We start from the raw sequence: 24,609 nt of genomic DNA, 5'->3' as shown, positions 1-24,609 counted from the left end.
CGGGACACGCGCAACGTGTCCCGATGTTTCGGCGCTGGCTCTGGCCCGGGCATTGCGCTAGCCTTTGGGCTCACCAAAAATTACCGAGTCCGATGCGCTTTCTTTCAAATCTACTGATCCCCTCTGTGTTGTTCAGCACCTGCTGGGCGACGCCGGTCAATGCCTTTGATGCCTTCAATGCGTCGACACAAGGCACCGTCGTCAGTGGTTACGCCACCAGCATGGTGTCTTCCGCGCCTTTCGACCGTAAACTGCTGCTCGCCGCCCATGATGACGCGGCCGCATTTGTTGCCAGTGACGGTGAATGGCGAGGTGCTCGTCTGGAATCCGCGCTGCATTACTTGCGCAAAACCCGGCCGAAACTTCATGTCAGTGACCTTGAACTGGCAGAGGCAATTCTCGTCCAATAGTTATTCTGTTCCCCCGTTATCCTTGCCCCTCCGGAGTCGTTCCATGCGTAGCCCGCTGATTGCTGCCGCCCTTGGCCTGTTTTTGTTGGCCGATGTGGCCCAGGCACACACCCTGGTAGCCACCAGTAACATCATCGTTCGTGCCTCCCAGCGCACCATCGATTTCACTTCCGACACCACCACGTCGATTCGCGATTCGAAAATCATCCGCGAAGCGCACGATGACGCAGCCAGTTTTGTCGCCACCAACGGCGATATCCGCGGCGCGCATCTGGAAGCAGCGCTGAACACCCTGCGCACTCGTGTGCCGGAAGCGCGTGACGCCAGCGATCAGGTTCTCGCCGAAGCCATCCTCGCACTGTGAAGTCAATCGGCGCCTGGCTGCTGGCCGGGGCGTTGTTGCTACTTGGCAACAGTGCCCACGCCGGCCTGCAATTGCGGCTCAAGACCGACGGTCTGAGCCCCGCCCAACAACAGGCCAGCCAGGCGCTGATCGATGAGGCGATGCAAAAGCTGCCGCCGAGTTTTATCGCACGGCTGGATCGGCGCATTGATGTCGGCTGGACCGATGACATGCCCGGCAATGCCTATGGCCAGGCCACGCTGGTTTCCGAACTCGATCTGAATCGCAAACTGCTCGCCGGCCTGACCGATGGCAGTGCCGCCAAAGAAAAAACCAATCGGCCCCACGGCACTGTGCGCCAGGAACTGCTCGCCACGGTGCTGCATGAAATCACCCATATCTATGATCGTGCGCGCCTGTGGCCAGATGCTGAACGCACACTGATCCAGCGCTGCACGCGTCGTTTCAACAGCGCCGGGCTGATCGGCATTCCCGACGAGTGTCGCGGCCAGAACGGCCGTCGCTTCACCCTCAGCGATGATCCGCGTCTGCTCGACCTCGCTGGTTGGCAGCAATACGTCGGTCGTCGCGGTGAGCGCGAACAACACAATCGGCAGATCGCCCGCAGCCCGGACCTGTACGAAATTTCCAGTCCTAAAGAGTTCGTCGCGGTCAACATGGAGTATTTCCTGCTCGACACGAGCTACGCCTGCCGCCGCCCCGCACTGTATCGCTATTACAAGGAACACTTCGGCTGGGCGCCGGCGGCCAAGGACACCTGCAGCAAGACCTTCGCGTTTCTCAATGCCGGTAACGACTTTGCCAAGCAACCGTTAGGGCAAGTCGACCCGGAACGGGTCTATGCCGTCGACTACTTGCTGGCCGAGGCCAATCAGAACTGGGTCAGCCGTTGGGGCCACAGCATGTTGCGTCTGGTGATCTGCGCACCGGGCCGCCCGCGTGGCCCGGATTGTCGACTCGATCTGGACCAGCATCTGGTGTTGTCATACCGCGCCTTTGTCGGCGATGTGCAGCTGTCGAGCTGGGATGGACTGGTCGGCAAATACCCGTCGCGATTGTTCGTATTGCCGCTTGCGCAGGTCATCGACGAATACACCAAGACCGAACTGCGCAGCCTCGCCTCCGTGCCGCTGAACCTGTCACGGGACGAGATCGAAGGCGTAGTCGAGCACGCCGCCGAAATGCACTGGAGTTACGACGGCAACTACTTCTTCCTCTCCAACAACTGCGCGGTGGAAGGCTTGAAGCTGTTGCGCAGCGGCAGCAACAACACTCAGTTTGTTGGCCTGGACAGCATCATGCCCAACGGTTTGCTGGAAGTGATGAAGGGCCGTGGTCTGGCGGACACCAGTGTGCTGGATGATCCGAAAGAAGCGCTGCGTCTGGGTTATCGCTTCGACTCGTTCCGCGATCGCTATCAGGCAATGTTCGATGTGTTGAAGAAGCAATTGCCGATCAAACAGACCACCGTGGAGGAGTGGCTTTCGCTGTCGGCCGAAGAGCGCCGTGAGTGGTTCGAGCGTGCCGACTTGCGCACCAGCGCCGCGCTGCTGTTGCTGGAGCAAGCCAGTTATCGCCGTCAGCTGTTGCTGGCGCAGGACGAGGTCAAGCAGCGTTACCTCGGCGCCCGCGAGCTGGAAAACGGCGGCATGGACAAGGCCAACGCGACCTTGCAGGAAATTCTCGCCAACAGCGGGTTCCTCAGCCGCCCGGCGGAACTGCTCGATAGCCGTGGTTATGGATTGCCGCAACCGAGCGAGTTCAAGCGACTGGAAGACGAAAGCAGCCAACGACAGAAAAAGCTGTTGGTGCTTTCCGGCGATCTGGACGCAGAAGTACGCAAGTTGCTGGAACCCAAGCGGGCTGCGGAGATTGCCGCCAGTGAGGAGAACGTGAAGCAGATCGGCGCGCATCTGCGCAAACTGCACAAGGCCTCCGGCGGACTGGAGCTGCCCTGAAAAAAAGACCGCAGCCATTGGCTGCGGTCTTTTTTATTGCCTGCGGATCAATACAAAACGCCATCGAGAATTTCGTAGACGATCCCGCTGCCCACCGCGATCAGCACGATATCGCCTCCCGCCCGGCGCCATTCGTAGCCCGGATACACCGGCAAACGACCTAGCGCACGATTATCCAGACGCTCGCCGTAATAGCCTCGCGGTAACGGCCGCCCACGCTCCAGATGAATCCCCGGCGGCGGCGGTGCACCGCGCACAAAGTAGCCATGGTTATCGCGAATGGTCTGGCGTACCGGGCCGAAGTCGCGCGGCGGCGGGCCGCCACGGTGATCGTTCTGCGGGCCACGGTGATCGTCGCGATGGTCATTACCATGGTTGTCGTAATGGCCCTGCTGCGGGCCGCCGTGGTCGTGATCATCGCGCGGGTCGGCACTGGCCAGCAGCGGCGTTGCACTGATCAACAGCACGCCCAGTCCGGCCATCAGACGTTTCGGCATTTTCATCGGGTCTTTCCTCACGGCACAAACAGCAAAAAGGGCTGCAGAACGATGTTCTGAAGCCCTCGGTCTTGCTCATTTAGTCTGTGCCGCGAGGCGCTAATTCCTCTGTATCAGGAACTTTACCTTCAGCTGACGCGGGCCTTACGCACGCCTTCGGACAGCGCCGAGCACAGGCTCAACACGCCGTCGACAGCCTGGGCTGGCGTCGTTGCGTTGGCAATGTGATCGATCAACGCCGAACCCACCACAACACCGTCGGCCAGACGCGCGATGGCCGCTGCCTGCTCCGGCGTGCGAATACCAAAACCGATACTGATCGGCAGGTCAGTATGACGACGCAGACGGGTCACCGCCTCTTCGACGTGCTCCAGCGTTGCTGCACCGGCACCGGTCACACCGGCCACCGACACGTAGTAAACGAAACCGGAGCTGCCATTGAGCACCTTCGGCAGACGCGCGTCGTCAGTGGTCGGCGTGGTCAGACGGATGAAGTCCAGACCGGCAGCCTGTGCCGGGTCGCACAGCTCGGCGTTATGCTCAGGCGGCATGTCGACCACGATCAGGCCATCGACGCCGGCCTCTTTCGCATCGGCGATGAAGCGCGACACACCGTACATGTGAATCGGGTTGAAGTAGCCCATCAGCACCAGCGGCGTATCGCTGTTGCCTTCACGGAACTCGCGAACCATTTGCAGGGTTTTCGCCAGGTTCTGCTTGGCGCCCAGCGCACGAATATTCGCCAGTTGAATCGCCGGGCCATCGGCCATCGGGTCGGTAAACGGCATGCCCAACTCGATCACGTCGGCGCCCGCCCCCGGCAAACCTTTGAGGATCGCCAGCGAGGTGTCGTAGTCCGGATCACCGGCGGTGACAAAGGTCACCAGCGCGGCGCGGTTCTGTTCCTTGAGGTCGGCAAAACGGGTTTGCAGGCGGCTCATCAGTGTTTCTCCTGCTTAGACTGTTCCATATGGTGCATGACGGTCTGCATGTCTTTGTCGCCACGACCGGAGAGGTTAACCACCATCAGGTGATCCTTCGGCAGCTTCGGTGCGCGTTTGAACACTTCAGCCAAGGCGTGGGCGCTTTCCAGTGCAGGAATAATCCCTTCCAGACGGCAGCATTTGTGGAACGCGTCGAGGGCTTCGTCGTCGGTCACCGAGGTGTATTGAACACGGCCGATGTCATGCAACCACGCGTGTTCCGGGCCGATGCCTGGGTAGTCGAGGCCGGCGGAAATCGAGTGGGCGTCGATGATCTGGCCATCGTCGTCCTGCAGCAGGAAGGTGCGGTTACCGTGCAGTACACCCGGAACGCCGCCGTTCAGGCTCGCCGCGTGCTTGCCGGTTTCGATGCCGTAACCCGCCGCTTCCACACCGATGATCTCGACGCTCTTGTCGTCGAGGAATGGGTGGAACAGGCCCATGGCATTGGAGCCGCCACCGATGCACGCCACCAGGCTGTCTGGCAGACGGCCTTCCTGCGCTTGCAGCTGATCGCGGGTTTCTTTGCCGATCACCGCCTGGAAATCGCGAACCATTGCCGGGTAAGGGTGCGGGCCAGCCACGGTGCCGATCAGGTAGAAGGTGCTGTCGACGTTGGTCACCCAGTCACGCAGCGCTTCGTTCATCGCGTCTTTCAGAGTGCCGGTGCCGGCAACCACCGGAATCACTTCAGCGCCCAGCAGCTTCATGCGGAAGACGTTGGCCTGCTGACGTTCGATGTCAGTGGTGCCCATGTAGATCACGCAGTCCAGACCGAAGCGTGCGGCAACGGTGGCAGTGGCCACACCGTGCATGCCGGCGCCGGTCTCGGCGATGATGCGTTTTTTGCCCATGCGCCGCGCCAACAGGATCTGGCCGATGCAGTTGTTGATCTTGTGCGCGCCAGTGTGGTTCAGCTCTTCACGCTTGAGATAAATCTTCGCGCCGCCGCAGAATTCGGTCAGGCGTTCAGCGAAATACAGCGGGCTCGGCCGTCCGACATAGTCACGCTGGAAGTAGGCCAATTCTTCTTTGAAGGCCGGATCTTCCTTGGCCGCTTCGTATTCGCGGGCCAGGTCGAGGATCAACGGCATCAGGGTTTCCGCTACGTAGCGGCCACCGAACGAGCCAAACAGGCCGTTATCGTCCGGGCCGTTGCGCAGATCAGAGGTATTCGAAGTCTGGGTCATGAGTCGCTCCAGGTGAATTCGGGTCAGAAGACAATGACGACTACTCTACCCCTGACCTACTACGCTGAAAACCGATAAGATCGCGACAACCTGTCAGGAAAACTCACAGATATCATGAGCCATGACCTTCCCCCGCTGAACGCCTTGCGTGCGTTCGAAGCCACGGCCCGACTTAACAGTGTCAGTCAGGCTGCCGAGCAGCTGCACGTTACCCATGGTGCGGTCAGCCGTCAGCTGAAAGTGCTCGAAGAACACTTGGGCGTCAGCTTGTTTGTTAAAGACGGGCGCGGCTTGAAACTCACAGATGCCGGCATGCGTCTGCGTGATGCCAGCGGCGAGGCTTTTGATCGGCTTCGCAGTGTTTGCGCCGAATTGACGCAAAGCACCGCCGACGCGCCATTTGTACTCGGCTGTTCCGGAAGCCTATTGGCTCGCTGGTTTATCCCGCGTTTGGGGCGATTGAACGCCGATCTGCCGGATTTGCGTTTGCATCTATCGGCGGGTGAAGGCGATCTCGATCCAAGACGTCCGGGGCTGGATGCTTTGCTGCTGTTCGCCGAGCCGCCATGGCCGGCCGACATGCAGGTTTACGAATTGGCCGCAGAACGCATCGGTGCGGTCATGAGTCCGCTGTTTAGCGGTTATCAGCGCCTGCAAACCGCACCAGCCTCGGCGCTGCTCAATGAACCGCTGCTGCACACCACTTCGCGTCCGCAAGCCTGGCCGAGTTGGGCGCAGCAGAACGCACTCGACGCGAAAGCGTTGAAGTTGGGGCAAGGTTTCGAGCATTTGTATTACTTGCTGGAAGCAGCAGTGGCAGGCCTTGGCGTGGCAATCGCGCCTGAGCCGCTGGTGACGGAAGATTTGAAGGCCGGTCGCCTGGTTGCGCCGTGGGGCTTCAGTGAAACCCCGGCGCAACTGGCGTTGTGGCTACCCAAGCGCGCCGCAGACGGACGCGCCCGGCAACTGGCGCAATGGCTAAAGAACGAGCTGCGCCAGAGCGATCACTCGCCGCGCTTGAACAGCAAGTAAGCCGCGAGCAGACCGATCGCACCGACTGCCACACCGGCCGTCGTCCACGGATGCTCTTGGGCGTAATCACGGGTGGCGATCCCGGTTTCGCGGGTTTTAACCTTGACTTCTTCATAGGCATCGCTGAGCAGGTGACGCGAATGTTTCAGCGCGCTTTCAGCATTGCTTTTCAGCGCCTTGAGGGTCTTGCGCGACTCGTCCGAAGCATCGTCCTTCAAGCTTTCCAACGATTTGAGCAGACTCTCGATCTCGGCTTCCATGCTTTGCAACGAGGCTTTACGTAAAGAGGTGTTGGCCATGGTGGCTCTCCTGCATTGGTGATGAGTGGCGTGTGTTGGTTGGGACTTCAGCGGTTTGAGAAAGTGCAGAAAATCTGAACTTCGCCTGCGCAAAGCCACCGAAATCAACAGTGCAGATTCACTGCTAGTCTCAATTCCACACGCCCAGGAGATCGCCATGAGTGACCATCACACGTACAAGAAAGTCGAGCTGGTCGGTTCGTCCACCAGCAGCATCGAAGACGCCATCAACAACGCAATTGCTGAAGCAAACAAGACCATTCGCAACCTGGAATGGTTTGAAGTCACCGAGACCCGTGGCCATATCAAGGACGGCAAGGCCGCGCACTTTCAGGTGACATTGAAAGTCGGCTTCAAGATTGCCAGCAGCTGAGTTTGGTCTAGTCTTCTGAACTTGCGCGCTGGCCGAGTGCCATAGGAATGGCAAAGCGCTACAGGGTGAGTGCATCGGGTCAACGCTCGATGCCCGCCTCTTTTAATCCGACCAGGGAGTGCGACCGATGAAGAAGTTCATGTTGGCAGTAGGTTTGTTGAGCCTTGCGGGTGGTGCGTTTGCTGCCGGTAAGCCATGTGAAGAGCTGAAAAGCGATATTGCGGCGAAGCTGGATGCCAAGGGCGTTTCCGGGTATTCGCTGGAGATTGTTGATAAGGGTGCGGCCGCTGACGGCAAGGTCGTTGGCAAATGCGAAGGCGGCACCAAGGAAATTGTCTACAAGCGCGGTTGATCGTGACTGAAATGCAAAAGCCGACGTGAAAGCGTCGGCTTTTTCGTGTTCAGGATTTGGGATTTTTAGTGGTTTTGAAATCGAACCCCCTCACCCCAGCCCTCTCCCCCAAGGGGTAGAGGGGAAAGGGAGCAGATCGGGGGCTGTTCAGAACCTGAGTTCAACTGGATATTTCAGGTCGGCGTAGCTGGAACATCCAACTCGGTCAGTCCCCTCTCCCGGAGGGAGAGGGCTAGGGTGAGGGGCTTTTCAGCCCTTCATCACCTGCGCCAACAACTCGTACGAATGCACCCGATCAGCATGCTCATACAAATCACTGGTAAAAATCAGCTCATCCGCCTGGGTCTGCTCAATCAGCACTTCCAGCTTGGCGCGGATCTTCTGCGGACTCCCCACCATCGCCAGCCCCAGGAAATCCCCCACCGCCTCACGCTCATGCGGTAGCCACAGCCCGTCCATGGTTTTCACCGGCGGACGCTGCACCAGGCTCTGCCCACGCATCAACGCCAGAATGCGCTGATACACCGACGTCGCCAGATAATCCGCCTGCTCATCGGTATCGGCTGCCACCAGCGGTACGCCGAGCATCACGTACGGCTTGTCGAGCACTGCCGAAGGCTTGAAGTGATTGCGATAGACGCGAATCGCCTCGTGCATGAAACGCGGGGCGAAATGCGAGGCGAAGGCGTAAGGCAAACCGCGCTCACCGGCCAGTTGCGCACTGAACAGGCTGGAACCAAGCAACCAGATCGGCACATTGGTGCCCGTGCCCGGCATAGCGATCACGCGCTGATCCGGCGTGCGCGGGCCAAGGAAGCGCGCCAGTTCGGCAACATCTTCAGGGAAATCATCAGCGCTGCCGGAGCGTTCACGGCGCAGCGCCCGAGCTGTCATCTGATCGGAACCAGGTGCACGGCCCAGACCGAGATCGATCCGCCCCGGATACAGGCTTTCCAGGGTGCCGAACTGCTCAGCGATCACCAGCGGCGCATGGTTGGGCAGCATCACGCCGCCGGAGCCGACGCGGATGGTCGACGTCCCGCCCGCCAGATAACCCAGCAGCACCGAGGTGGCGGAACTGGCAATGCCATCCATGTTGTGGTGTTCAGCTACCCAAAACCGGGTGTAGCCGAATTTTTCGACGTGCTGTGCCAGATCCAGTGAGTTGCGTAGTGACTGCGCCGGGCTACCGTTCTCGCGCACCGGTACCAGGTCGAGGGTGGAAAATTTTACGTCGGACAATTGCTTCATAAACCTGCGTCTCCGAGTGAGGAGGCAGGTTTTTCTTGCGAACGAAAACCTGCCAAATCCATAAGCGTGCTTAGTGCAATAAGGGCATATACCCGAGTTTCAATAGCAGTGACGAAATTTCCTACTAAAAAAGTCAACGATTCAGCCGGGCTGAACTTTGTTCCGGCGTCTATCCTCAGAAGCCTTGCAAGTAAAAACCACGACGACGCGGCGTTTCCGCGTCAGATCTTGAGGAGGCAGACATGGCTATCGTGAAGAAAGCATCCGCACATTGGGCTGGCGATCTGAAAACCGGCATCGGCTCGATCTCCACTGAAACCGGTGTCCTCAGAGAAGCACCGTACGGTTTCAAGGCGCGCTTCGAGGGTGGCAAGGGCACCAACCCGGAAGAACTGATCGGCGCGGCGCATGCCGGCTGCTTCTCCATGGCGTTTTCGATGATTCTGGGCGATGCCGGCCTCAAGGCTGACAGCATCGACACCCAGGCTGAAGTGACCCTCGATCAGGTTGATGGTGGCTTCGCGATCACAGCGGTGAAGCTGATCCTGAAGGCGAAAATTCCTGGGGCGACCCAGGCGCAGTTTGAAGAACTGAGCAACAAGGCCAAGGAAGGGTGCCCGGTGTCCAAGGTACTTAATGCAAAGATTACTTTAGACGCTTCGCTGGTCAGCTAATTTGTCGCTGGCTGATCTGACGCCTTCGCGAGCAGGCTCGCTCCCACAGGGATTCATGTGGCACACAGGTCCAATGTGGGAGCGAGCTCGCTCGCGAAGGCAATTTCACAATCAACCCGGAGCTTGAAACCGAAGACACAAGTTGTGAGCGAAGTCAGAACCCTCGCTGTAAAAATATGGTCGAATAAGTGACAGCAGCTTTAGCGCACGCCCGTGCGCGCTGCCTCAGGGAGCTTCACTCATGAAACGTATTGGCTTGGCGATCCTTTGCAGTGCACTGGCCACCTCGGTAGTTGCAGCACCGAAAGACTGCGAAGAACTGAGAAAAGAAATCGAAATCAAGATCCAGGCCAATGCCGTGCCCTCGTACACGCTGGAAATCGTCAGCAAGGAAGAGGCAGACAAGCACGACATCGCCATGGTTGTTGGCACCTGCGACTACGGCACCAAAGCGATCATCTATCAGAAGAACAGCAACTAAAGCCACTTACGGCACGCAGTTGATCTGCCGTTCTTCGGCAACGATCCGCCCCTGACGATTGATCAACCGGGCGCTTGGCATGAAGGCCAGCGAGCGTGCTTCGAGCCGGTAACGTTGCCCGGCTTCGAAGTGGTCATAAGGCACGGTCATGTAGCACAGGCGCTCCTGCGGATCGGAATCCATTCCCTGACCGCCGCCGAAAATCTCGAAATCGAAGCGCACCGTCAGTTCATGGCTGCCCGGCGTGACCTGGAAAAAACGCCCGTCGCGCAGACGCTGATTATCCAGGCGTTCAGCCATCAACACCTTGCCGCCGGGTGTCGGCATCGAAAAGTCGACCCAGGCCATTTGCGGATCGACCGCTGGAAGCGGGCTCTGACAGCCGGCAAGCACACTTCCTATCAGCAACAACGTCAACCTGCGCATGATCAATGTCCTTTGATGTGGACATCCAGCATACCGCCGATCAGGTCTTCTGGCAGCCCGCCGGCGTGCCCTGCCCAACGACTTTGCGCTGCTCATCATAAAGCTTGGCCCAAGGCCGGAAACCGATGCTGCCCGCCTGCAACTGATAGCGCTGGCCGGCATTGAAATCCTTGAATTTCACGTTCAACTGGCAATCGCGCCACAACGGTTCGGCGTCCGGACCGATGTTGGTCGCCTCAACCGGGAATTGATAACGCACTTTCAATTCATGGCTGCCGGGCTGTACTTCGAAATACCGTTTATCGATTGCGGCCTGACTGTCGACCTTGAGCGCTTGGAGGGTCGTGTCCTGTTGCCGGGCATCGAGATCAATCCAGGCTTGTGAGGGGTCAGGGTCGGGCATTCCGAAATTGGCACAACCGGCCAGCGTCAGCAGGCCTCCTGACAGCATCAACATGCGCATAGCAGTGCTCCTTAAGGCGGGATAGTCTTGCGGGCAGACTCTCCGGGGGATTTCTTATTTTGATCAGGCCGTTTCCAAGCCATGGGTTACTTGATCGCGTTTTTCGGGTTTTGTTTCCGGGTGTGATGTTTTTGTTGCTCAACGGTTGCGCCAGCGTCAGCTATTACGCTCAGTTGGCCAGCGGACAGCTGCAATTGCTGCGGGCACGCGAGCCAGTGGAAAAGGTGATCAACGACCCGAGCCGCGACGCGACACTGCGCACGCATCTGGCCCAGTCACAAAAGGCCCGCGCCTTTGCCAGCGAGCATCTGCACTTGCCGGATAACCAGAGCTATCGCCTGTACGCCGACATCCATCGACCGTATGTGGTGTGGAATGTGTTCGCCACTCAGGAGTTCTCCCTGACGCCGCAGAACCATTGCTTCCCGATTGCTGGCTGTGTGGCTTATCGCGGTTATTACAGCCAGAGCGCTGCGCGCGGTGAAGCGGCGATTCAGCGCCTGCAGGGCATGGATGTTTCGATTGGCGGCGTTGAGGCTTACTCGACGCTGGGCTGGTTCAACGATCCGATCCTTAACTCGATGATGGGCTGGGGCGATGAGCGCCTGGCCACGCTGATCTTTCATGAGCTGGCGCATCAGCGCTTTTATGTGAAGGACGACACCGAGTTCAATGAGTCGTTTGCCACGTTCGTCGAACAGGAAGGTACGCGGCAGTGGCGGGCGTTTCGTGGGTTGCCGGCGGATACCGATTCACGGCTGAAACAGCGCGATCAGTTCATCGAGTTGGTGCTTGATGTGCGCTCACGGCTTGAAAAATTGTATGCCCAGGCTCTGTCAATCGATCAGATGCGCGAACGCAAAGCGGCCGAGTTCGAACGGTTTCGCCGCGATTATCGGCTGATGAGGGACAGTCAGTGGGCCGGAGACAAACGTTATGACGCCTGGGTGAATGCGCCGCTGAACAATGCGCGGTTGTTGCCGTTTGGGCTGTATGACCAGTGGGTGCCGGCGTTTTCGGCGTTGTTCAAACAGGTTGGGGAGAATTGGGTGAGATTTTACGCAGAGGTTGAGCGGTTGGGTGGGTTGCCGGCGACTGAGCGTAAGGCGGCTTTGAAAATGTTGGCAGATCCAAACAGTTGAGTTGATTGGGAGTAAGTCATCGCGAGCAGGCTCACTCCTTCATTAGGGGAATGCGTTCCAAATGTAGGAGTGAGCCTGCTCGCGATTGCAATCTAATCAGCGCCGCAGAAATGCCCGATGCAACTCGTCCAGCGTTTCAAAGTGATAGGCCGGCGCCTCCGCGCTCAACTCTTCAAAACTGCCAAACCCATAACCGACCGCCGCCGCATCCAGCCCGTTGCTGCGCGCCCCGATCAGGTCATGCTTACGATCACCGATCATCAGCGTATTCGCCGGATCCAGCCCCTCTTCCTTCATCAGGTGCGCAATCAGCTCGACCTTGTTGGTGCGCGTGCCATCCAGTTCGCTGCCGTAAATCACTTTGAAATGCCGGGCGAAATCAAAGTGCCGGGCAATCTCGCGGGCGAATTCCCATGGCTTCGAAGTCGCGATATACAGCTGCCGCCCTTGGCCACTGAGGGTCTCCAACAACGGCGTCACACCCTCGAACACACGGTTTTCATACAGACCAGTGACCTTGAAGCGCTCGCGATAGAAATTCACCGCCTCCCACGCCTTGGCCTCATCAAAGTCATAGAACTGCATAAACGCCTGCAACAGCGGCGGGCCGATGAAGTGTTCCAGTTTGCTCAGATCCGGCTCATCGATACCGAGCTTGGCGAGGGCGAACTGGATGGAGCGGGTGATGCCCTCACGCGGGTCGGTCAGGGTGCCATCAAGGTCGAACAGTACGGTTTGGTAATGCATGAGAAATCCTGAGCAGGTGTAGGGCGATTCAGAGCTTGTCGTAGCCTTCGGCCAAATGCAGGTCCTTGAGCTTCACGTAGTTGCCAGCGCTGTAAGTGAAGAAGGCTTTTTCCTTGTCGGTGAGCGCCCGCACCTGTTTCACCGGGCTGCCGACATAAAGGAAGCCACTTTGCAGATGCTTGCCCGGCGGCACCAGGCTGCCAGCGCCGATGATCACGTCGTCTTCAACTACCGCACCGTCCATGACGATGCTGCCCATGCCGATCAAAACGCGACTGCCGACGGTGCAGCCATGCAACATGACTTTATGGGCGATGGTCACGTCATCGCCGATCAGCAGCGGGAAGCCGTCCGGGTTGAACGGGCCGGCGTGAGTGATGTGCAGCACGCAGCCGTCCTGGACGCTGGTGCGCGCCCCGATGCGGATGCAGTGCATGTCGCCACGGATCACGGTCAGCGGCCAGACCGAGCTGTCTTCACCGATTTCGACGTCGCCGATGACCACCGCCGAGGCGTCGACAAACGCGCCTTTGCTCAAGCGCGGGGTGTGATTCTGGTACTTGCGAACGGACACGATAATTTCTCTCTCTGTCGCCGATAGCTGCGGTGAATGCCGATTGTAATTAAGATGGTTGCATGTTTCCCCAGCCAAGGTGCCAACCGTGAGCGTGAACAACCCTCTGCTGCAGTCCTACGACCTGCCACCGTTCTCCACGATCCGTGCCGAACACGTCCTGCCCGCCATCGAAACGATTCTGGCCGACAACCGCGCCGCCATCGCCGAAATTCTCAAGACTCAAGGCCAGAACCCTACATGGGCCGGCCTGGTCCTGGCGATGGACGAACTCAATGACCGCCTCGGCGCTGCCTGGAGCCCGGTCAGCCACCTCAATGCCGTGTGCAACAGCGCCGAACTGCGTGAAGCCTACGAGTCGTGCCTGCCAGCCCTGAGCGCCTACTCCACCGAGATGGGCCAGAACCGCGAGTTGTTCCAGGCTTATGAAGCACTGGCCAACAGCCCGGAAGCCGCCAGTTTCGACGTGGCGCAGAAGACTATTCTGGAACACGCCCTGCGTGACTTCCGTCTGTCGGGTATTGACCTGCCGGAAGCCGAACAGAAACGCTACGCCGAAGTGCAGAGCAAACTGTCCGAACTGGGCAGCCGCTTCTCCAATCAACTGCTCGACGCCACTCAGGCGTGGACCAAGCACGTCACCGACGAAGCCGCCCTCGCCGGCCTGACCGATTCGGCCAAGGCGCAAATGGCTGCCGCCGCACAGGCCAAAGGCCTCGACGGCTGGCTGATCACCCTGGAATTCCCAAGCTACTACGCGGTGATGACCTACGCGCAAGACCGTGCGCTGCGTGAAGAAGTCTACGCCGCCTACTGCACCCGCGCCTCGGATCAAGGCCCGAACGCCGGCCAGAATGACAATGGCCCGGTGATGGAAGAGATCCTCGACCTGCGTCAGGAACTGGCCAAGCTGTTGGGTTTCGCCAGTTTCTCCGAACTGAGCCTGGCGACGAAAATGGCCGAGTCCAGCGATCAGGTGCTGAGCTTCCTGCGCGATCTGGCCAAGCGCAGCAAACCGTTCGCAACACAGGATCTGCAACAGCTGCGCGCGTACGCCGCCGAACAGGGCTGCGCCGATCTGCAAAGCTGGGACAGCGGTTTCTACGGCGAGAAGCTGCGTGAACAACGCTACAGCGTCGCCCAGGAAACCCTGCGCGCCTACTTCCCGATCGACAAAGTGCTGGGCGGTCTGTTTGCCATCGTTCAGCGTCTGTACGGCATCGAAATCGCCGAACAGAAAGGCTTCGACACCTGGCACCCGGACGTGCGCCTGTTCGAAATCAAGGAAAACGGCCAGCACGTCGGCCGCTTCTTCTTCGACCTCTATGCCCGCGCCAACAAGCGTGGCGGTGCCTGGATGGACGGCGCCCGCGACCGTCGCCGCACCGTCGACGGTGTCCTGCAAAGCCCGGTGGCCAATCTGGTGTGCAACTTCACCCCGGCCGACAGCGGCAAGCCTGCGCTGCTGACCCACGATGAAGTGACCACGCTGTTCCACGAATTCGGTCATGGCCTGCATCACCTGCTGACCCGCGTTGATCATGCCGGCGTTTCCGGGATCAACGGCGTGGCGTGGGACGCGGTAGAGCTGCCGAGCCAGTTCATGGAAAACTGGTGCTGGGAGCCGGAAGGCCTCGCGCTGATTTCCGGTCATTACGAAAGCGGCGAGCCGCTGCCGCAGGACCTGCTGGAAAAAATGCTTGCGGCGAAAAATTTCCAGTCCGGCCTGATGATGGTCCGTCAGCTGGAGTTCTCGCTGTTCGACTTCGAATTGCACGCCACCCACGGTGACGGCCGCAGTCCGCTGCAAGTGCTCGAGGGCGTGCGTGACGAGGTGTCGGTGATGCGTCCGCCAGCCTACAACCGCTTCCCGAACAGCTTCGCGCACATCTTCGCCGGTGGTTACGCGGCGGGTTACTACAGCTACAAGTGGGCGGAAGTGCTGTCGGCGGATGCCTTCTCGAAGTTTGAAGAAGACGGCGTACTCAACGCAGAAACAGGTCGCGCCTTCCGTGAAGCGATTCTGGCGCGCGGCGGTTCGCAGGCACCGATGGTGCTGTTCGTCGACTTCCGTGGCCGTGAGCCGTCGATTGACGCACTGTTGCGCCACAGCGGCCTGAGTGAGGACGCGGCAGCATGAGTGAGGGACCTGTGATTACCAAGAAACGCTTTATCGCCGGGGCAGTCTGCCCGGCGTGCAGCGAGCCGGACAAGTTGATGATGTGGAACGAAGACAGCGTGCCGCACCGTGAATGTGTGGCCTGCGGATATTCGGATACGCTGAACGAACAAGGCCTGTCGGTTCCCAAAGAGTTGGGCACGCGAGTTAACACCAGCGCGCTCAAGCCGACGGCGGACAAGACCGTCCAGGCGGTGCAGTTCTTCCCCAATCCGAAATTGAAAAAAAAGCCTGACGAACAACACTGAGTCACTGCCACCTTCCACCACTTGCAGGTGGAAGGTGGTAACTATGTACCGCCCTTCCCCTGCGTTTTCTCCCTAGGCTGGCACTTTCAGTCACGCCTCAAGGAAGACGCCATGCCTGACACCAATCCGCTGTTACAACACTGGACCCTGCCTCCGTGGTCGGCGATACGCGCCGAGCATCTGGCGCCGGCAATCAACGTGATCGCTGCCGATAACCGCCGGATCATTGCCCAAGTGATCGCCAGCCAGACCGAGCATCCGGGCTGGGACGATCTGGTGGTGGCCGTCGATGAAGCCGATGCTCGTCTGGATGAAGCCATGGGCGTCATCGAGATACTCTCGACGGTCAAAGTCGACGACATCGATTGGCTCAGGGAAAGCGCCTTGTGCAGCCTCACCGCGGACCGATACAGGGCCGAAAAGGCCGCCAATCTGGCGTTGTATCGTACTTACCAACGGCTGGCCAACAGCTCGATCGCAGCAAGTTTCGATGGTCAGCGCCAAGCCTCGCTGGCGAAGATTCTGCGCAAGTTCCGCTTGTCCGGGATTGAACTGCCAACTGCGCAACAGCAAAAACTTGCCCGCCTGAACCGCGATATCCGGCGTCTGGAACAACTGTTCCTGAGCAATCTGGAGCAGGCCAGCGCCGCATGGCACAAACGCATCGACGACGTCACGCAGCTCGACGGTTTGTCTGCTGCGGTGAAGGCGCGCCTGGCGCTCAATGCCAAAGAGGCAGGACACGACGGCTGGCTACTCACGCTGGATCAGAACACCTATCGGCAGATCATGACTCATGGGCAAAACAGGGCACTGCGGGAAGAGTATTTCACTGCGTGGTTCACCCGGGCATCCGATCGCGGCCGGCAGCCGGACAAAGCCGACAATGATCCGGTGCTGACGTTGCTGGTCGCCTTGCGTCACGAGAAAGCCAGATTGCTGGGGTACGAGAATTTCGTCCAGTTTCGCCTTGAAAACCGCATGGCCACCTCGCCCGAGCAAGTCGGCACCTTTGTCCGACAGCAAGCCGCATTGAATACGCCGGCCTTGCTGCGCGACGCCCAGGCCCTGAACGCATTCGCGCTGACACAGGGGATTGCGCCGGTACAGGCCTGGGATGAAGACTTTCTCGCCGAGCAGTTACGCCTCCAGCAATTGAACGGTGCACTCAAGGGCCTGCGTCAGTATTTTCCGCTCGAGGGTACGTTGCGCCGGCTCTGTCGGTTCAGCGAGCGTATGTTCGGTGTTGATATCATCGAACAGACGTCTGCCGAGCACTGGCATGAAAGCATTCGGCTATTGGAGGTGCGCGAACACGGGCAAGTGATCGGGTATATCTACATCGACCCTTATCACCGCGAAGATGCCGCCGACTACGCATTCACCAGCGCCTTGCGCATCCGCCGGGTCAATGCCGAAGGGCGTCCATCACTGCCGATTGCCCGCCTTTACAGCAACTTTCCTGCCGCCACAGACGAGCATCCGTGCCTGCTCTCCCACGAAAATCTGCGGGTGCTGTTCCACGAGTTCGGTCACTGCTTACAACATGTTCTGACGCGCTCGCCCCATCGCAACCTGTCGGGCATATCCCAGTTGGGCCGCGATACGGCCGAGTTCGCCGGGCAGCTGTTCGAACACTGGTGCCTGTCACCCGAGTTTCTGGTGTGGCTGGGAGCTCATTATCAGAGCGGCGAGCGGTTGACGTTGGCGCGAGTCAACACAGCCCTGACGGCCATTGGTGCTCACACCAGCCGGACAACTGCCATGCTGTTGATGTCAGCATCATTTGATCTGCAGTTACATCGCAGCCATGGCGATGGTCGCAGCATCGAGCAAATATTCGAGGACGTGCAACGCGAGAACCCGCACCTGCAAATGTCGGGCTATTACCGCTTCGCCTATGGATTTGACTACCTGGCGACCGGCTATGAGGCATCGGTCTATGCCTACAAATGGTCAGGCGTACTGGCTAGCGAAGTGTTCAAACGGTTTCAACGCGAAGGCCTGTTCGCCCCCCAGACGGGACGGGGTTTTCGCGAGGCGTTCTTCTCGCCCGGCGATTCCCGCTCATTGCTGAACTCGGCACATGCGTTTCTTGGCGAGCCGGTCAATGCACAACTGTTTGCAGCGGCGACACCTGCGGTTTCTTCAGATTGACCGTCTGAAACCAGCTCTTCATCGAGCAGGTCGCGAACGCGCTGGTGCTGCAATCGCCATTAGCCAGCGCGGTGCGCAATTTGTCGACATCGACCTGCATCATATAACGCACGCTCTCGCGAAAATGCCCGCTTTCACCAAAGCCGCCCTGGGTCATCTCACTCAAGGCGTCTTCTTTGCTCCAGCCCTGCACCACAACGCGATACATCGCCGCCATCAACCCGGTGCGGTCAGAACCGTGCTTGCAATGCATCAGCACCGGGCCGCTGGCCTCTGCAGTCTGAATCGCACGCAGGGTCTTGAGTACATCGGCATCGTCAACGTGATTGGTGCGGTAGGGCAACTGCACTTGATTGATGCCGGAGTCGGACAACCAGTTGCTGTCTGCTTCCGGTAGAAAGTTGATCACCGTGGCGACCTTGAGATTTTTCAGCAACGGCACCGCGCCGTCATCCGGCAATGCGCTGCGATAGAGCGTCGGCGACATCTGGAACAGGTTGTATTGCACTTCGACCGGTTGCGCCCACTCAGTCGGGCGAACCGTCGATGCCGTCTGCGCCTGGACCGCTATCGAGGGCAACAGCGCTAAAAATGATAAACACAAAGCAGGGAGAAAACGCACTCGGGACATGCTGGGGTGACCGTGTCGGGATTCATCGATGAGGAGAAACACAGCTTCGGCGTCGGGCGGTCAAAGCCCTGTGAGGCGCCTGTCAAAGAAACGTGAATTGGCACGGTTGGATTCACCGCCACTCAGAAAACCGCTGTTTTTTTTCCGATGAATCGGTTCATCGAGAAGCTTAGCCTGCTACCATTTGTCACATGATGTTGCAGGCGCGTCCCCTTTTCCTGGGTCAAACCGCTGTCGTCGCGACGAAAAATCCTCAAGCCGCTCGCAGAAGCGGCTGTCCCCTAATGCCTGATGAGGTGTACCCCCCCATGTCTGATGAAGATCGAGACAACCCGCGGCGCGAGTTTTTGCGCAAATCCCTGACCCTGATTCCGGTGGTCACTTTGGCCGGTACCGGTCTGGGCAGCAGCGTCCTGCAAGCGGCACCTGAAGCGGCACCTGCTGCGCCCGCACCGCAATCGGCTCGCACTGATGCCAGCGCTTACCAACCGAGCTATTTCACCGCTGAGGAATGGGCGTTTATCAATGCCGCCGTCGCGCAATTGATCCCCAACGATGCCCAAGGCCCGGGCGCGCTCGAAGCCGGTGTGCCGGAGTACATCGACCGTCAGATGAACACGCCGTACGCCGCCGGCGCCCTTTGGTACATGCAGGGCCCGTTCAATGCCGACGCCGCGCCGGAAATGGGCTGGCAGAGCAAACTGGTGCCCAAAGAGATCTATCGCCTCGGCATCGCCGCCACGGATCAGTGGGCAAAATCCCTCAACGGTAAAGTATTTGCTGAGCAAGACAGCGCTACCCGAGAAGATTTGCTCAAGCAACTCGAAGCCGGCAAGCCGCAATTCGATGCGGTTCCAGCAAAGATTTTCTTCAACCTGCTGCTGCAAAACACCAAAGAAGGGTTCTTCTGCGACCCGATCCACGGCGGCAATAAAGGCATGGTCGGCTGGACCATGATCGGCTTTCCCGGCGCCCGCGCCGATTTCATGGATTGGGTGGAACGCAACGAGCAATACCCCTTCCCGGCAGTTTCGATTCGCGGCGAGAGGGCGTAAGCATGGCAACGGTAATGAAGAAGGTTGACGCAGTCATCGTCGGTTTCGGCTGGACCGGCGCGATCATGGCCAAGGAACTGACCGAAGCGGGTCTCAACGTGCTGGCGCTGGAGCGCGGGCCGATGCAGGACACCTACCCCGACGGTAACTATCCCCAGGTGATCGACGAACTCACCTACAGCGTGCGCAAAAAACTCTTTCAGGACATCTCCAAAGAGACCGTCACCATTCGCCACAGCGTCAACGACATCGCCCTGCCGAACCGCCAGTTGGGCGCGTTCCTGCCGGGCAACGGCGTCGGCGGCGCCGGTTTGCACTGGTCGGGCGTGCACTTCCGCGTCGATCCGATCGAGTTGCGCATGCGCAGCCACTACGAAGAGCGCTACGGCAAAAGCTTTATCCCCAAGGACATGACCATCCAGGACTTCGGCGTCAGCTATGAAGAGCTGGAACCGTTCTTCGATTTCGCCGAAAAAGTCTTTGGCACCTCGGGCCAGGCCTGGACGGTGAAGGGCCAACTGGTCGGCCAGGGCAAGGGCGGTAACCCGTACGCGCCGGATCGTTCCAACCCGTTCCCGCTGGAAGCGCAGAAGAACACCGTGTCCGCACAGCTGTTCGGCAAAGCGGCGACAGAAGTCGGTTACAAACCCTACAACCTGCCGTCCGCGAATACTTCCGGGCCGTACACCAATCCCTACGGCGCGCAGATGGGGCCGTGCAACTTCTGCGGTTTCTGCAGTGGTTACGTGTGCTACATGTATTCCAAGGCTTCGCCGAACGTGAATATTCTGCCGGCGCTAAAACCGCTGCCGAATTTCGAGCTGCGGCCTAACTCGCACGTACTGCGGGTCAATCTCGACAGCACGAAATCCAAAGCCACCGGCGTGACCTACATCGACGGCCAGGGTCGCGAGATCGAGCAACCGGCGGATCTGGTAATCCTCGGCGCGTTCCAGTTGCACAATGTGCGTCTGATGCTGCTCTCCGGCATCGGCAAACCGTACGACCCGATCAGCGGCGAAGGCGTGGTCGGGCGGAACTTCGCCTACCAGAACATGGCGACCATCAAGGCGTTCTTCGACAAGGACACCCACACCAACAACTTCATCGGCGCCGGCGGCAACGGCGTGGCGCTGGACGATTTCAACGCCGACAACTTCGACCACGGCCCGCACGGCTTCGTCGGTGGCTCGCCGATGTGGGTCAACCAGGCCGGCAGTCGGCCGATTGCCGGCACCTCGAACCCGCCGGGCACTCCGGCCTGGGGCAGCGCTTGGAAACGCGCGACCGCCGATTACTACACCCACCAGGTGTCGATGGACGCCCACGGTGCGCATCAGTCCTACCGTGGCAACTACCTTGATCTCGATCCGGTGTACCGCGATGCCTACGGTTTGCCGCTGCTGCGCATGACCTTCGACTGGCAGGAAAACGACATCAAGATGAACCGCTTCATGGTCGAGAAAATGGGCAAGGTCGCTGAAGCAATGGGGCCGAAAGCGATTGCAGTGATCGGCAAGAAGGTCGGCGATCACTTCAACACCGCCTCTTACCAGACCACCCACCTTAACGGTGGCGCGATCATGGGCACCGATCCGAAGAAGAGCGCGCTGAACCGCTACTTGCAGAGCTGGGACGTGCACAACGTCTTCGTCCCTGGCGCCTCGGCATTCCCGCAGGGCCTTGGCTACAACCCGACCGGGCTGGTTGCTGCGCTGACCTATTGGTCGGCGAAGGCGATCCGCGAGCAATACCTGAAAAACCCCGGCCCGCTGGTTCAGGCTTAAGGAGCGACGACCATGAAAAATCTCGTTATCGCGACTTTGGCGCTGCTCGGCAGTGCGTCGATCCATGCAGCTGACGTTGATCAAGCTTTGATCAAACAAGGCGAATACCTTGCCCGCGCCGGTGACTGCGTGGCTTGCCACACCGCCAAGAACGGCAAACCGTTCGCCGGTGGCCTGCCAATGGAAACGCCGATCGGCACGATCTACTCGACCAACATCACTCCGGATAAAACCGGCGTCGGTGATTACAGCTTCGAAGACTTCGACCAGGCCGTGCGCCATGGCGTCGCCAAAAACGGTAGTACCTTGTACCCGGCGATGCCGTATCCGTCCTATGCCCGTGTCAGCGAAAACGACATGCAAGCGCTGTACGCGTACTTCATGCACGGCGTCGCACCGGTCGCGCAGGAGAACAAGGCCAGCGACATCCCGTGGCCGTTGAGCATGCGCTGGCCGCTGATGGGCTGGCGCTGGATGTTTGCGCCGAAGGTCCAGGACTATAAGGCGACCGGTGATGATGACGTCATCAACCGTGGCGCCTATCTGGTCGAAGGCCTTGGCCATTGCGGTGCCTGTCACACACCGCGTGCGCTGACCATGCAGGAAAAATCCTTGAGCGCGGCCGATGGCAGTAACTTTCTGGCAGGCAGTGCGCCGCTGGAAGGCTGGATCGCCAAAAGCCTGCGCGGTGATCACAAGGACGGTCTGGGCAGTTGGAGCGAGGAGCAACTGGTGCAGTTCCTCAAGACCGGGCGCAGCGACCGCAGCGCGGTGTTCGGCGGCATGAGCGATGTGGTCACCCACAGCATGCAATACCTGACCGATGCCGACCTGACAGCGATTGCCCGCTACCTCAAATCGCTGCCGGCCACTGATCCGAACGATCAACCGCATCAGTACGATGAGAAAGCCGCCAAAGCCCTGTGGAATGGCGACGACAGCCAGCGCGGAGCGGCCGTGTACATCGACAACTGCGCGGCGTGCCATCGCACCGACGGCCACGGCTACACCCGCGTGTTCCCGGCGCTGGCGGGCAATCCTGTATTGCAATCGGAAGACCCGACTTCGCTGATCCACATCGTGCTCAAGGGCGGTACGTTGCCGGCGACGCACACGGCACCGTCGACTTTCACCATGCCCGGTTTCGCCTGGCGCCTGTCGGATCAGGAAGTGGCGGACGTCGTGAGTTTCATCCGTGGCAGTTGGGGCAACAAAGGCGCGCCGGTGAAGGCCGCCGATGTCGCCGAACTGCGCAAGGAAGATATGAAACACACCTCCAGCGATGACCTCGGTCAGGTGACGCAACACAACTGACCAGTCGCCCGACGGCACTAGTCAGACGCGCAACGCCCCGATACTGTGTGCATATACAGTATCGGGGCGTTTTCATGTCTACTCCATTGCCACCTCGCGGTCGCGGCACCGCGACCAACCCGCACAACCGCTTCGCGCCAAACCGTTCAGTGGCGGAGGATGACGGCTGGTATCAGGAAGTGCCGTTGACCCAAGGCACCGAGGTGATGATCGAAACCGCGAAAACCATCATTACCCGCAACACTTCACCGGATCTGCCCTTCGATCGTTCGATCAATCCCTATCGAGGCTGCGAACACGGCTGCATCTATTGCTATGCGCGGCCCAGCCACGCCTATTGGGACATGTCACCGGGGCTGGATTTCGAAACGAAACTGATCGCCAAGACCAACGCCGCCCAAGTGCTGGAAGAACAGCTCGGGAAAAAAGGCTATCAATGCGCGCCGATCAATCTCGGCTCCAATACCGACCCGTATCAGCCGATCGAACGCGAATACAAGATCACCCGGCAGACCCTTGAGGTGCTGCTGCGCTACAAGCATCCGGTGACCATCGTCACCAAAGGTTCGCTGATTCTGCGCGACCTCGATCTGCTCACCGAGCTGGCGCAACAACGGCTGGTAGCCGTGATGATCAGCCTGACCACGCTGGATGACGAGCTCAAACGCATCCTGGAACCGCGTGCCGCCGCACCCAAAGCGCGGTTGCGAGCCATTCGGGTGATGCGCGAGGCCGGCATTCCGGTGGGAGTGCTGTGTTCGCCGATGATTCCGATGATCAACGACAGCGAAATCGAAAACCTGCTCACCGAAGCCCACGCCGCCGGTGCGCAAAGCGCTGCCTACATGATGTTGCGTCTGCCGCTGGAAGTGGCGCCACTGTTTGAAGAATGGCTGGCAGCGCACTATCCGCAACGTGCTGCGCATGTGCTGAGCCTGATCCGCCAGAGCCGTGGCGGCGAGCTGTACGACAGCCGTTTCGGTGCGCGGATGCGAGGTGAAGGGGTATTCGCCGACCTGCTCGCGCAGCGATTTGCCAAAGCCATAAAGCGTCTTGGCATGAATCATCGCGAAGGCTACAACCTCGATTGCACGGCCTTCTGTCCGCCGGGTCGCCAGATGGCATTGATCTAAGAGCAACTGGCTAAGCGCTGAGTCAACGCAACCAATCGAAATGAACGAATGAAATACTTGAAAGCCGAGGCCAACATGAAAGTTCACGCTGACCTCGGCGATGACTCAGGGCTTGATAATACTGTTATACGCCTTGGCCAGGGCTGCCAGTTTCGCTGTGTCTTGAGAATCAATATCGCCGTCGCCGTCGATGTCGCTTGCGACAGGTGCAACGTTAAACGTTCTACCGCGATTACGTGAGATGGCCCCTACTATCCTGGAATCTACCAGCGTCTCCGTCACTTCATTAGTGAGCGGGTCGCGATGCTCTTGTTTGGTCGCCAACTGCATCGTAATCAAAATGTCAGATCTTGAACCGTTAGCGTGTAAACCCTCAATCACTGTGCGATCGAGGAAGATGCCTCGAATACTTTTTCCACGCGCAATACTTGTCATTTAAAACTCCATTTTTATCTGATTTGCCATCATGGCAGCCCTCATAATACGAGCCGATTGCCAAAAAACCATCGGACATCTGTTTCGTAAAATATGTATCGCAAGGAGGCTTGTTGCCTGACGTCTTGAACAGATCGGGCCATACCTCCACCGAACGGAAGGGCATACGCACGCGCACGCAGGGATTGTTGATCCGCCTTCTGTCCGCCGGGTCGCCAGATGTCTTTGATTTAGCGACAATTGGCCTATGGTTGAGGGGTTGGAATCCTTCCGCCGAAATCACCCAGTCACGTTTTTTGTGACCTGGAACACACGCTCTAGAGCGTTTGATTCAGTTTGAGTTAAGTTTCGGTGGCTACCTTGTTCATCGAGTGACTGACGGGTCGGGATGACCCGGATGTTTTAAACAGCCACTGGCTTCATACCGGAATACATGGGAATGACTCCCCTAATC

At 59.1% G+C, this 24,609-nt stretch carries 27 protein-coding genes; 16 read left to right on the top strand and 11 right to left on the bottom strand.

Translation table 11 applies throughout. The features are described from left to right. The first annotated feature begins 92 nt into the window (after positions 1 to 92). The 3 genes from HUW52_RS01625 to HUW52_RS01615 are packed head-to-tail and all read left to right on the top strand — an operon-like array spanning position 93 to position 2,732. Positions 93 to 410 carry a DUF2388 domain-containing protein gene (locus HUW52_RS01625; protein ID WP_016985545.1) on the top strand — a complete coding sequence of 106 codons (318 nt, stop codon included), beginning with the start codon at positions 93 to 95 and terminating at the stop codon, positions 408 to 410. Positions 411 to 453: 43 nt separating this feature from the next. Beyond that, on the top strand, positions 454 to 774 hold the full coding sequence (locus tag HUW52_RS01620) for a DUF2388 domain-containing protein (protein ID WP_007911662.1): 321 nt from the start codon (positions 454 to 456) through the stop codon (positions 772 to 774). Beyond that, on the top strand, positions 771 to 2,732 hold the full coding sequence (locus tag HUW52_RS01615) for a DUF4105 domain-containing protein (protein ID WP_016985546.1): 1,962 nt from the start codon (positions 771 to 773) through the stop codon (positions 2,730 to 2,732). The genes HUW52_RS01620 and HUW52_RS01615 overlap by 4 nt, the downstream gene beginning before the upstream one ends. Before the next feature lie 47 nt (positions 2,733 to 2,779). Here HUW52_RS01615 and HUW52_RS01610 read toward each other — a convergent pair whose 3' ends face one another. From HUW52_RS01610 to trpB, 3 genes are all read right to left on the bottom strand, one after another. Further along, the gene (locus tag HUW52_RS01610) at positions 2,780 to 3,235 is read right to left on the bottom strand and encodes an anti-virulence regulator CigR family protein (RefSeq protein ID WP_175552799.1); all 456 of its coding nucleotides are present in this window, start codon (positions 3,233 to 3,235) and stop codon (positions 2,780 to 2,782) included. Positions 3,236 to 3,357: 122 nt separating this feature from the next. After that, a complete protein-coding gene (trpA, locus tag HUW52_RS01605; RefSeq protein ID WP_175552798.1) occupies positions 3,358 to 4,170 on the bottom strand; it encodes a tryptophan synthase subunit alpha in 813 nt (270 codons plus the stop codon). Next, the gene (trpB, locus tag HUW52_RS01600; RefSeq protein WP_110718260.1) at positions 4,170 to 5,402 is read right to left on the bottom strand and encodes a tryptophan synthase subunit beta; all 1,233 of its coding nucleotides are present in this window, start codon (positions 5,400 to 5,402) and stop codon (positions 4,170 to 4,172) included. Before trpB ends, trpA begins: the two co-directional genes overlap by 1 nt. A gap of 114 nt (positions 5,403 to 5,516) precedes the next feature. On the opposite strand from trpB, the gene HUW52_RS01595 reads away from it, so the two are divergent. After that, a complete protein-coding gene (locus tag HUW52_RS01595) occupies positions 5,517 to 6,434 on the top strand; it encodes a LysR family transcriptional regulator (RefSeq protein WP_175552797.1) in 918 nt (305 codons plus the stop codon). Here HUW52_RS01595 and HUW52_RS01590 read toward each other — a convergent pair. Continuing rightward, entirely contained in the window at positions 6,407 to 6,733 is a 327-nt protein-coding gene (locus tag HUW52_RS01590) for a YqjD family protein (protein ID WP_007911686.1), read from the bottom strand. The two genes, HUW52_RS01595 and HUW52_RS01590, sit on opposite strands and share 28 nt — an antisense overlap. A gap of 157 nt (positions 6,734 to 6,890) precedes the next feature. Between HUW52_RS01590 and HUW52_RS01585 the strand changes: the two genes are divergently transcribed. Both HUW52_RS01585 and HUW52_RS01580 read left to right on the top strand, forming a co-directional pair. Next, positions 6,891 to 7,106 carry a dodecin gene (locus tag HUW52_RS01585; RefSeq protein WP_016985551.1) on the top strand — a complete coding sequence of 72 codons (216 nt, stop codon included), beginning with the start codon at positions 6,891 to 6,893 and terminating at the stop codon, positions 7,104 to 7,106. A 127-nt stretch (positions 7,107 to 7,233) separates the two neighbouring features. Further along, positions 7,234 to 7,458, top strand: coding sequence for a DUF1161 domain-containing protein (locus HUW52_RS01580; protein WP_175552796.1), 225 nt, complete (start codon positions 7,234 to 7,236; stop codon positions 7,456 to 7,458). 249 nt (positions 7,459 to 7,707) lie between these two features. Here the strand turns inward: HUW52_RS01580 and HUW52_RS01575 are convergent, their stop codons facing one another. Then, positions 7,708 to 8,709: an LLM class flavin-dependent oxidoreductase gene (locus HUW52_RS01575; RefSeq protein ID WP_016983454.1), complete on the bottom strand. Its 1,002-nt coding sequence runs from the start codon at positions 8,707 to 8,709 to the stop codon at positions 7,708 to 7,710. 242 nt (positions 8,710 to 8,951) lie between these two features. Here HUW52_RS01575 and HUW52_RS01570 point away from each other — a divergent pair, with 242 nt between their 5' ends. Continuing rightward, entirely contained in the window at positions 8,952 to 9,383 is a 432-nt protein-coding gene (locus HUW52_RS01570; protein ID WP_016983453.1) for an OsmC family protein, read from the top strand. Between the two features lie 241 nt (positions 9,384 to 9,624). After that, the gene (locus tag HUW52_RS01565) at positions 9,625 to 9,864 is read left to right on the top strand and encodes a DUF1161 domain-containing protein (protein ID WP_150694394.1); all 240 of its coding nucleotides are present in this window, start codon (positions 9,625 to 9,627) and stop codon (positions 9,862 to 9,864) included. A 6-nt stretch (positions 9,865 to 9,870) separates the two neighbouring features. On the opposite strand, the gene HUW52_RS01560 is transcribed toward HUW52_RS01565, so the two are convergent. Together HUW52_RS01560 and HUW52_RS01555 are read right to left on the bottom strand one after the other, a co-directional pair. Further along, complete coding sequence (locus HUW52_RS01560; RefSeq protein ID WP_175552795.1) at positions 9,871 to 10,290, bottom strand: hypothetical protein; 420 nt, start codon at positions 10,288 to 10,290, stop codon at positions 9,871 to 9,873. Positions 10,291 to 10,330: 40 nt separating this feature from the next. After that, complete coding sequence (locus HUW52_RS01555; RefSeq protein WP_175552794.1) at positions 10,331 to 10,753, bottom strand: hypothetical protein; 423 nt, start codon at positions 10,751 to 10,753, stop codon at positions 10,331 to 10,333. Between the two features lie 59 nt (positions 10,754 to 10,812). Between HUW52_RS01555 and HUW52_RS01550 the strand changes: the two genes are divergently transcribed. Continuing rightward, entirely contained in the window at positions 10,813 to 11,895 is a 1,083-nt protein-coding gene (locus HUW52_RS01550; RefSeq protein WP_175552793.1) for an aminopeptidase, read from the top strand. A gap of 96 nt (positions 11,896 to 11,991) precedes the next feature. On the opposite strand, the gene HUW52_RS01545 is transcribed toward HUW52_RS01550, so the two are convergent. Both HUW52_RS01545 and HUW52_RS01540 read right to left on the bottom strand, forming a co-directional pair. After that, on the bottom strand, positions 11,992 to 12,642 hold the full coding sequence (locus tag HUW52_RS01545; RefSeq protein WP_016983448.1) for an HAD family hydrolase: 651 nt from the start codon (positions 12,640 to 12,642) through the stop codon (positions 11,992 to 11,994). Positions 12,643 to 12,670: 28 nt separating this feature from the next. Further along, entirely contained in the window at positions 12,671 to 13,216 is a 546-nt protein-coding gene (locus HUW52_RS01540; protein WP_016983447.1) for a gamma carbonic anhydrase family protein, read from the bottom strand. Between the two features lie 88 nt (positions 13,217 to 13,304). Between HUW52_RS01540 and prlC the strand changes: the two genes are divergently transcribed. The 3 genes from prlC to HUW52_RS01525 all read left to right on the top strand — a co-directional run bounded on the left by prlC (position 13,305) and on the right by HUW52_RS01525 (position 17,800). Then, positions 13,305 to 15,356, top strand: coding sequence for an oligopeptidase A (prlC, locus tag HUW52_RS01535; protein ID WP_016983446.1), 2,052 nt, complete (start codon positions 13,305 to 13,307; stop codon positions 15,354 to 15,356). Continuing rightward, a complete protein-coding gene (locus HUW52_RS01530; protein WP_016983445.1) occupies positions 15,353 to 15,643 on the top strand; it encodes a YheV family putative zinc ribbon protein in 291 nt (96 codons plus the stop codon). Before prlC ends, HUW52_RS01530 begins: the two co-directional genes overlap by 4 nt. Before the next feature lie 111 nt (positions 15,644 to 15,754). Next, entirely contained in the window at positions 15,755 to 17,800 is a 2,046-nt protein-coding gene (locus HUW52_RS01525; protein ID WP_175552792.1) for a M3 family metallopeptidase, read from the top strand. Here HUW52_RS01525 and HUW52_RS01520 read toward each other — a convergent pair. Beyond that, positions 17,751 to 18,431 (bottom strand): dual specificity protein phosphatase family protein, encoded by a 681-nt coding sequence (locus tag HUW52_RS01520; RefSeq protein WP_175552791.1) that lies wholly within the window; start codon positions 18,429 to 18,431, stop codon positions 17,751 to 17,753. The genes HUW52_RS01525 and HUW52_RS01520 overlap by 50 nt on opposite strands. 308 nt (positions 18,432 to 18,739) lie before the next feature. On the opposite strand from HUW52_RS01520, the gene HUW52_RS01515 reads away from it, so the two are divergent. The 4 genes from HUW52_RS01515 (at position 18,740) to HUW52_RS01500 (ending at position 23,720) form a co-directional block, all read left to right on the top strand. Further along, positions 18,740 to 19,486, top strand: coding sequence for a gluconate 2-dehydrogenase subunit 3 family protein (locus tag HUW52_RS01515; protein ID WP_175552790.1), 747 nt, complete (start codon positions 18,740 to 18,742; stop codon positions 19,484 to 19,486). Positions 19,487 to 19,488: 2 nt separating this feature from the next. Beyond that, on the top strand, positions 19,489 to 21,273 hold the full coding sequence (locus tag HUW52_RS01510) for a GMC family oxidoreductase (RefSeq protein ID WP_016983441.1): 1,785 nt from the start codon (positions 19,489 to 19,491) through the stop codon (positions 21,271 to 21,273). Positions 21,274 to 21,285: 12 nt separating this feature from the next. Further along, a complete protein-coding gene (locus HUW52_RS01505) occupies positions 21,286 to 22,587 on the top strand; it encodes a cytochrome c (RefSeq protein ID WP_175552789.1) in 1,302 nt (433 codons plus the stop codon). Positions 22,588 to 22,661: 74 nt separating this feature from the next. Further along, complete coding sequence (locus HUW52_RS01500) at positions 22,662 to 23,720, top strand: PA0069 family radical SAM protein (protein ID WP_175552788.1); 1,059 nt, start codon at positions 22,662 to 22,664, stop codon at positions 23,718 to 23,720. A 105-nt stretch (positions 23,721 to 23,825) separates the two neighbouring features. On the opposite strand, the gene HUW52_RS01495 is transcribed toward HUW52_RS01500, so the two are convergent. After that, a complete protein-coding gene (locus HUW52_RS01495; protein ID WP_016983438.1) occupies positions 23,826 to 24,155 on the bottom strand; it encodes a hypothetical protein in 330 nt (109 codons plus the stop codon). Between the last annotated feature and the right edge of the window lie 454 nt (positions 24,156 to 24,609).

Source organism: Pseudomonas sp. 43A (genome assembly GCF_013363935.1).
Lineage (GTDB): Bacteria > Pseudomonadota > Gammaproteobacteria > Pseudomonadales > Pseudomonadaceae > Aquipseudomonas > Aquipseudomonas crudilactis.
Note: the sequence above shows the minus strand (reverse complement) of the source record. Positions and strands in the feature narration are given on the sequence as shown.

What these genes read in the sequence shown, in the direction of transcription:
- HUW52_RS01520 (WP_175552791.1), bottom strand. Translation starts at nt 18,431, where the DNA reads ATGTCCCGAGTGCGTTTTCTCCCTGCTTTGTGTTTATCATTTTTAGCG.
- HUW52_RS01585 (WP_016985551.1), top strand. Translation starts at nt 6,891, where the DNA reads ATGAGTGACCATCACACGTACAAGAAAGTCGAGCTGGTCGGTTCGTCC.
- HUW52_RS01620 (WP_007911662.1), top strand. Translation starts at nt 454, where the DNA reads ATGCGTAGCCCGCTGATTGCTGCCGCCCTTGGCCTGTTTTTGTTGGCC.
- trpA (WP_175552798.1), bottom strand. Translation starts at nt 4,170, where the DNA reads ATGAGCCGCCTGCAAACCCGTTTTGCCGACCTCAAGGAACAGAACCGC.
- HUW52_RS01515 (WP_175552790.1), top strand. Translation starts at nt 18,740, where the DNA reads ATGTCTGATGAAGATCGAGACAACCCGCGGCGCGAGTTTTTGCGCAAA.
- HUW52_RS01625 (WP_016985545.1), top strand. Translation starts at nt 93, where the DNA reads ATGCGCTTTCTTTCAAATCTACTGATCCCCTCTGTGTTGTTCAGCACC.
- HUW52_RS01500 (WP_175552788.1), top strand. Translation starts at nt 22,662, where the DNA reads ATGTCTACTCCATTGCCACCTCGCGGTCGCGGCACCGCGACCAACCCG.
- HUW52_RS01560 (WP_175552795.1), bottom strand. Translation starts at nt 10,290, where the DNA reads ATGCGCAGGTTGACGTTGTTGCTGATAGGAAGTGTGCTTGCCGGCTGT.
- HUW52_RS01595 (WP_175552797.1), top strand. Translation starts at nt 5,517, where the DNA reads ATGAGCCATGACCTTCCCCCGCTGAACGCCTTGCGTGCGTTCGAAGCC.
- HUW52_RS01565 (WP_150694394.1), top strand. Translation starts at nt 9,625, where the DNA reads ATGAAACGTATTGGCTTGGCGATCCTTTGCAGTGCACTGGCCACCTCG.
- HUW52_RS01570 (WP_016983453.1), top strand. Translation starts at nt 8,952, where the DNA reads ATGGCTATCGTGAAGAAAGCATCCGCACATTGGGCTGGCGATCTGAAA.
- HUW52_RS01530 (WP_016983445.1), top strand. Translation starts at nt 15,353, where the DNA reads ATGAGTGAGGGACCTGTGATTACCAAGAAACGCTTTATCGCCGGGGCA.
- HUW52_RS01525 (WP_175552792.1), top strand. Translation starts at nt 15,755, where the DNA reads ATGCCTGACACCAATCCGCTGTTACAACACTGGACCCTGCCTCCGTGG.
- trpB (WP_110718260.1), bottom strand. Translation starts at nt 5,402, where the DNA reads ATGACCCAGACTTCGAATACCTCTGATCTGCGCAACGGCCCGGACGAT.
- HUW52_RS01545 (WP_016983448.1), bottom strand. Translation starts at nt 12,642, where the DNA reads ATGCATTACCAAACCGTACTGTTCGACCTTGATGGCACCCTGACCGAC.
- HUW52_RS01575 (WP_016983454.1), bottom strand. Translation starts at nt 8,709, where the DNA reads ATGAAGCAATTGTCCGACGTAAAATTTTCCACCCTCGACCTGGTACCG.
- HUW52_RS01505 (WP_175552789.1), top strand. Translation starts at nt 21,286, where the DNA reads ATGAAAAATCTCGTTATCGCGACTTTGGCGCTGCTCGGCAGTGCGTCG.
- HUW52_RS01590 (WP_007911686.1), bottom strand. Translation starts at nt 6,733, where the DNA reads ATGGCCAACACCTCTTTACGTAAAGCCTCGTTGCAAAGCATGGAAGCC.
- HUW52_RS01555 (WP_175552794.1), bottom strand. Translation starts at nt 10,753, where the DNA reads ATGCGCATGTTGATGCTGTCAGGAGGCCTGCTGACGCTGGCCGGTTGT.
- HUW52_RS01580 (WP_175552796.1), top strand. Translation starts at nt 7,234, where the DNA reads ATGAAGAAGTTCATGTTGGCAGTAGGTTTGTTGAGCCTTGCGGGTGGT.
- HUW52_RS01495 (WP_016983438.1), bottom strand. Translation starts at nt 24,155, where the DNA reads ATGACAAGTATTGCGCGTGGAAAAAGTATTCGAGGCATCTTCCTCGAT.
- HUW52_RS01510 (WP_016983441.1), top strand. Translation starts at nt 19,489, where the DNA reads ATGGCAACGGTAATGAAGAAGGTTGACGCAGTCATCGTCGGTTTCGGC.
- HUW52_RS01610 (WP_175552799.1), bottom strand. Translation starts at nt 3,235, where the DNA reads ATGAAAATGCCGAAACGTCTGATGGCCGGACTGGGCGTGCTGTTGATC.